Below are 5377 nucleotides of genomic sequence, written 5' to 3' on the forward strand. Positions count from 1 at the left end.
GTTCAGCACGATCCCCGCCGCGGCCAGCCGCGCGCGCCACTCGGCGATCGACGCCGCCCCGTCCGTCCAGCCGATCGCCGTCGCGACGGCGGGCGGCATCACCGCGCGCGTCCGCCCGCTCACCTCGGTCAGCATCATCGCACGCCGGGCGCCGGGATCGACCGCGACGCCGGCATGGTCGCCGCCCATCGCGCGGTGCCAATAGCCCTCGAACGCCCCGCTCACCACGCACCCCCGGCGACGCGCCCCGCCGCCAGTTCCGCCAGCCGCCGCCGCGTCGCGGGCGACGCTTCCGGCGGGGGTGCGTCGGGCGAAAAGAAGCACGCCTCGATCACCTCGCGCCCGTCCGGCTGCGGTGCGTCGTCGGTCCGCCCGCGCACCAGCCACACCGTATCGCGCCGCCCTTCGGCACGCGCCTCGAACCGCGCGAGCACCGCCGCCTCCGCCAGCCAGCAGCCGGTCTCCTCCGCCAGTTCGCGCACCGCGCCCGCGTCGGCGCGCTCGCCGCGGTGCAGCCCGCCGCCCGGCAGCATCCACAGGTCCGACCGGCCATAGCCGTGCCGGACCAGCAGCACGCGGCCCCCGCCGTCGAACGCCGCGACCTTCACCCCGCGCGTGCGCCAGCGCAGCAGCGCCAGCACGCGGCGGCGCACCCTGTAAAGGAACTGCATCATCGTACCGGCCAGTGTAGCGCGCGCGATGTTCCTCTTGCACCCCCCGCCGCGACGGGCGAAAGCGGCGGCGCAACCGGGGGTAGAAAGCGCGCCATGTCCATCCTGTCCGACCGCTGGATCCGCGAACGCGCGCTCGCCGACGGCATGATCGAACCGTTCGTGGAAAATCAGCGCCGCGACGGCTGCATCAGCTACGGCCTGTCCTCCTACGGCTATGACGCGCGCGTCGCCGACGAATTCAAGATCTTCACGAACGTCGACAATGCGATCGTCGATCCGAAGGATTTCGCCGCCAACAGCTTCGTCGATCGCAAGACCGACGTGTGCATCATCCCGCCGAACAGCTTCGCGCTCGCCCGCACGGTCGAATATTTCCGCGTGCCGCGCGACGTGCTGGTGATCTGCCTGGGCAAGTCGACCTATGCGCGCTGCGGCATCATCGTGAACGTCACGCCCCTGGAGCCGGGTTGGGAGGGGCATGTGACCCTCGAATTCTCGAACACTACGCCGCTGCCCGCGCGCATCTATGCCAACGAAGGCGCGTGCCAGTTCCTGTTCCTGCAGGGCAACGAACCGTGCGAGGTCAGCTACGCCGAACGCGCCGGCAAATATATGGGCCAGCGCGGCGTCACGCTGCCGCGATTGTAAGTAAAGGTCAGCGCACCCGGTCGAGCCGCACGAACCGGTCCAGCCGCACGAACCCCGACGGGATGCCCGAATTGCGATCGACCAGCCGCACCGCATCGCCGCGGCACAATTGCCCGCCGCGGATGTCGGTGACCAGTATGTCGCTGTCGTCCAGCCGGTCGGCCCCGACGCTCGGCACGTTGAGGTAGCTTCGCGCGCCGACGCGATAGACGATGCCCTTGCCCGCGATCACCCGCGTGCCCGAAATCCCCGATGGCATCACGCAGTCGGTCGCCGGCCCGGCGATATTCTCGCGCAGCAGCGTATCATATTCCTTCTGCCCGCGCGGATCGGCGGGCCGCGCCGCCGCGATACCGGGCAGAAGCGCCATCGCCGCCAGCACCGCCATCCACTTTCGCATCACCCGTCTCCGTCCCGTGTCACGGCACCGCGATACGCGCCCCGCGCTGAACCGCGGCTGACCCGCGCGGGCGTCAGGCGGAGGCGCGCACCACCAGCTGCGGGGTCATCACCACCGACGGCGCGTCATGCCCCGCGATCCGCGCCAGCAGCGCGTCGGTCATCGCGCGTGCGCCGCTGGCGATATCCTGCCGCACGGTGGTCAGCCGCGGCACCATCTGTTCGGCCAGCGGCAGGTCGTCGAACCCGGTGATCGCGATATCGTCGGGCACGCGCACGCCGCGATCCGCCAGCACGCGCACCGCCTGCATCGCGATCACGTCGGACGCGGCGGCGATTCCGTCGATCCGCCCGCCCACCGCATCCCAATGCGCGGCGATCTCCTCATACATCACGTCCGATGCCAGATGCGTGTCGAGCTGCAACGGCGCGTCGACGCCGCGCTCGGCGCACACGTCGCGCACCCCCGCGTGCCGCTCGGTCAGTTCCAGCGTGCGGATCTCGCCCATGAACGCAATCCGCCGGCATCCGCGCTCGATCAGCCGCTCGCCCGCCAGCCGCCCGCCCAGGTAATTGTCGACCCCGACCGCGCAATGCCGCTGCCCTTCGCGGTGATGCCCCCACACCACCATCTGGCGATAGCGCGCGGCGGTCCGCTCGATCACCGCCAGCTGGTCCGACTGGCCGATCACCAGCACCCCGTCCAGCATCCCCGAATCGACGATATCGTCCAGCCAGTCGTCCCCGCTCGGCACCACGCGCGACAGCATCAGGTCGTAACCGTTGGCGGTCACGCCATCGGCCAGATGCCCCAATATGGTCATGAAGAACGGGTCGGACAGATGCTGCCGCTGCTCATGCCCCAGCGGCACGACCACGCCGATCATGTTCGATCTTTTGACGCGCAGCCGGCGCGCCATTTCGTTGGGGCGGAAACCGTGCTCGGCCGCCAGCGCCTTGATCTTGTCGCGCGTCGCCTTGCTGACCAGCGGGCTGTCGGCCAGCGCGCGGCTGACGGTGGCGACATGGACGCCGGTCAGCCGCGCCAGATCCGCCATGTTGCGGACGCGGTCGCCACCATCCCCGAACACGCCATCCTCGCTGCCGCCGTCGCCCATCGTATCCCGTCATTCCCGGCCGGGGATGGAACATGTCCCCATAACGAAAGGGAATGGCGGTGCCCCGGCCCGATTGCAAGCCGGGCCGGAGCACCCGATCCGCTATGGATCAGAAGCGCAGCCCGATCGTCGCGCTGATGTTGCGGCCCAGCGCCGAACGCGCGGTGGTGACGCCGTCGGCGGGGATGCGGTCCTGCACCTGCCCGACTTCGGTGATCGCCAGCACGTTGAAGATGTTCTGCGCATTGACCGACAGCTTGATCGATGGCGTCAGCGCATAGGAACCGAACAGGCTGGTCAGCACATAGCCCGGCATCTTCAGCGTGTTGACGTCCGCGGCATAGGACGAGGTGGTGCCCGTCACGTTCGCCCCGATCGAAAAGACGTCGTTGCCGATCGACGGCGTCGCCTGGAAGATCAGCGCCGCCTGCCGGTACGGGGTGTTGCCGTTCAGCGCCGGGGTCACCTGGCTGTCGGTGATGCGCGCATGGGTGTAGGTCGCGCCCGCGATCAGGTGGAACAGCCCCCAGTCGCCGCCGCCCTCGGCCTCCAGGCCGTAGGAACGATATTTGTTGTTGATGATCTGCTGGACCGGGATGACCAGCTCGTTCGCCTCGGCGGTGGTGGCGCGGAACGCGGTCAGGTTGGCGTACATCGCGCCGCCGCGATACTTCAGCCCCAGTTCCTGCTGATTGACGAAATTGACCGCGACATTGTCCGCGATGCTGCCGTCGTCGCGCACGCCGCCGCCGAACAGCACGCGATCGGCATTGAAGCGCGCACCGCGGCTGACCCGCGCGAACGCTGCCAGACCGGGGTTCAGCTCGTAATTCGCGCCGACCGACCAGGTGAAATAGTTCTTGCGGTAGTCCACCGGCTTGGCCGCCGCCAGGCTGACCACCGGCACGACCCGTTCCGGGGTCTGGATCACGCCGTCCTGGTTGACGTCGATGACGCGGTTGACGCTGCCGGCGTAGATGCCCTCGGCCTTGCTGCTGTTGTAGCGGACGCTGCCGTCCAGGCTCAGCCCGCCGGTCTTCCACGACAGCGCGATGTACGGCGCGTCGATGTTGTAGTCGACGTTGTAGTAGCGCTGGCAGCAATTGCCGAACACCGGCTCGCCATAGGCGATCAGCCCGTTCTGCGTCACCGCCTGCCCGGCGGCGTTATATACGTCCAGCAGCGCGGCGTTCTCGCCCTTCACTTCCTGAAGATAGCTGTTCCAGTGCCAGTCCATCTTCACGGCCTGATACGACTTGAAATAGCCGAAGGTGACCGATCCGGTTCCGGCGCTGCCGGCATCGACATCGCGGCTCAGCGTCAGGATGTTGGTGGCGTTGGTGAAATCGTCCAGCGTCACGTTGAACAGCAGCGTGTTCGATGCCAGGCCGTTGCCGTTCAGCGCGCCGGGATTGGCGATCGTCTGCCCGGCGTTCGGCCCGTTGGCATAGCGTAGCGTCGCGCCCGCCCCGCCGATCGACGACACGAACGATGCCGCCGACGCGACGTTCGCGGGATAGGGGGTGACGAACCCGCCCGAATTCTTCGCGATGTTGAACTTGTCGTCCAGCGACCAGCCGCCGCCCAGCCCGAACGACGCCTCGCCGCCGATCGCGCGCGACTTGATGCGATAGCCGTCGGCCACGTCGGTCAGGATGCGGTTGCCGTCCGCGCCGATCGAAATGTCCTGCCGCAGGTAGCGCGACATGGTGGTGCCCGACTTGGCGTCGAAACCGGGGAAGGACGAATAATTGGGGTTGTCGACCGTCCCCGTCAGCCGCACCGGCACCGGGACATAGGCGGGGGCGCGGTCGTCCAGCACCTTGAACGTCAGCCGCAGGAAGCCGTCGGCCAGCTTGCGGGTGATGTTGCCCTTGATCTGCCCGCCCTTCTCCGCGGTATAGCCGGCATCCTTCACGCCGGTGCCGATGCGATAGAAGCCACCGACATGGAACGACCAGTCGTCGCCCAGCGGCGCGCCGTAATCGGCGTCGATGCGCGTGCGGTCGAAATCCACGCCCTTGGTCAGCGCGATGTTGCCGCCCTCGGTCGCGCCGGTCTTGCTGATGAAGTTGATGATCGCGCCCGGCGCGTTGCTGGTGAAGGTCGATGCCGAACCGCCGCGCACCGTTTCGACGCGCGCGACATTGTTGTCGGGGCGCACGAACAGGTCGGCGGTGGCGAAGGCGATATCGCCGAAATCGAGGACCGGCAGCCCGTCTTCCTGGAACTGCACGAACTTCGCGCCGCCGCTGGCCACGGGAAGGCCGCGCACCGCGATATTGGCATTGCCCTCACCGCCCGAGGATTCGGCGCGGATGCCCGGCACGTTGCGGATCAGGTCGGCGCTGCCCAGCGGCGCCAGCTGGTTGAGCTGCGCGGCGTCCAGCGTGCTGACCGAGATGGAGGTGCGCACGCTGCGCTCCGGGCGCGCGGTGCCGGTGACGACAATGTCCTGCTGCGCTTCGGCGCTTCCATCGGCCTGCGCGGCGGCGTCGGCCACGGTGGGGGCCGCGCAGGCCGATGGAAGCGCCGAAG

General features: G+C 68.6%; 6 protein-coding genes. 1 reads left to right on the forward strand and 5 read right to left on the reverse strand.

All coding sequences use genetic code 11. The annotated features are described in order from the left end of the window. Both AX685_RS00650 and AX685_RS00655 read right to left on the reverse strand, forming a co-directional pair. Positions 1 to 225: hypothetical protein (locus tag AX685_RS00650; protein WP_156445575.1), on the reverse strand; the 225-nt coding region annotated here is incomplete at its 3' end. Beyond that, positions 222 to 674 carry an NUDIX domain-containing protein gene (locus AX685_RS00655; RefSeq protein ID WP_066484329.1) on the reverse strand — a complete coding sequence of 151 codons (453 nt, stop codon included), beginning with the start codon at positions 672 to 674 and terminating at the stop codon, positions 222 to 224. The genes AX685_RS00650 and AX685_RS00655, both read right to left, overlap by 4 nt. Positions 675 to 767: 93 nt before the next feature. Here AX685_RS00655 and dcd point away from each other — a divergent pair, with 93 nt between their 5' ends. After that, entirely contained in the window at positions 768 to 1322 is a 555-nt protein-coding gene (gene dcd / locus AX685_RS00660; RefSeq protein WP_066484331.1) for a dCTP deaminase, read from the forward strand. 7 nt (positions 1323 to 1329) lie between these two features. Here dcd and AX685_RS00665 read toward each other — a convergent pair whose 3' ends face one another. The 3 genes from AX685_RS00665 to AX685_RS00675 form a co-directional block, all read right to left on the reverse strand. Beyond that, positions 1330 to 1722, reverse strand: a complete 393-nt coding sequence (locus AX685_RS00665; RefSeq protein ID WP_066484332.1) for a hypothetical protein — start codon at positions 1720 to 1722, stop codon at positions 1330 to 1332. A gap of 73 nt (positions 1723 to 1795) precedes the next feature. Beyond that, a complete protein-coding gene (locus AX685_RS00670) occupies positions 1796 to 2839 on the reverse strand; it encodes a LacI family DNA-binding transcriptional regulator (protein ID WP_066484334.1) in 1044 nt (347 codons plus the stop codon). Between the two features lie 109 nt (positions 2840 to 2948). Further along, positions 2949 to 5377: TonB-dependent siderophore receptor (locus tag AX685_RS00675; RefSeq protein WP_066484336.1), on the reverse strand; the 2429-nt coding region annotated here is incomplete at its 5' end.

It is taken from the genome of Sphingomonas sp. CCH9-F2, from assembly GCF_001556735.1.
In the GTDB taxonomy this organism is placed as follows: domain Bacteria; phylum Pseudomonadota; class Alphaproteobacteria; order Sphingomonadales; family Sphingomonadaceae; genus Sphingomonas; species Sphingomonas ginsenosidimutans.